This is a genomic window from Fulvivirga lutimaris (assembly GCF_009711525.1).
GTDB classification, from domain to species: Bacteria; Bacteroidota; Bacteroidia; order Cytophagales; family Cyclobacteriaceae; genus Fulvivirga; species Fulvivirga lutimaris.
Genome location: NZ_SMLV01000051.1, coordinates 1 through 805, shown reverse-complemented (window position 1 = coordinate 805; position 805 = coordinate 1). Strand labels below are relative to the sequence as shown.

Below are 805 nucleotides of genomic sequence, written 5' to 3'. Positions count from 1 at the left end.
AGATGACCAGTCATTTCTTCCTGTTAATGTTAAATACAGATAATCGTTATAACCCAATACCACATTGGTGTAAACAGCATAAAGTCTTCTTAGCGAAGAAAAGTCTTGGTTGACAATTTGAGTAGAAGTTGCATCAGTCAAATTCAAACCGGTAGAAATGATATTTGCTCCAGTTACTCTTCTTCTTGTTAACTCTCTTTGTTGCATGTTCAATCCTAGCAAAGCGTTAACACTTAGGTTACCAAACTCTTTGTTGGCAGTAGCTGTAAAATCATAGTTCTGCTCCAGATAGGATAGATCTTCAGTCCATACTTGTCCGTTAGGAATAAGAAGCCCACCTTTCCTGATGATACTTCTTCTTGAATCATGGTAGGTATTCATACCTCCACGAGCAAGTACAGTTAACCAATCTGTTACATCATAAGAAGCAGTCATACTTCCATAAGCTCTGTTCACTTCACTCGTATAAAGGTTGTATTTTGCAATCCAACGAGGATTATCTAATGCTCTATAAAATACATTGTTGCCATTTACTGGGTTCTCAAATGGAAGATTATTCAAGTCAAAGTTTCTTGGCAAGTAAAATAACCTTGCGAAAATAGAACCTGCTCCAGCACCAATTCCAGCCGCACCGTTAAAATAATCACTGAATGCGCTACCGCCTGACTGTGGAGCCTGTTGGAAGGTATTTGTGTAATTAACAGTCCCTGATAGGAATAATCCATTATCCAACTGACCGTTACCTCCAAAACTCATAGTAGTTCGGCTACTCTCAGCATTAGGAATGTAACTGTCATTGTCCATT

1 pseudogene is annotated in these 805 nt (G+C 38.5%); it reads right to left on the bottom strand.

Annotated elements, in window-relative coordinates:
• Nucleotides 1-805: pseudogene (locus tag E1140_RS21165) on the bottom strand (SusC/RagA family TonB-linked outer membrane protein); the annotation flags it as partial.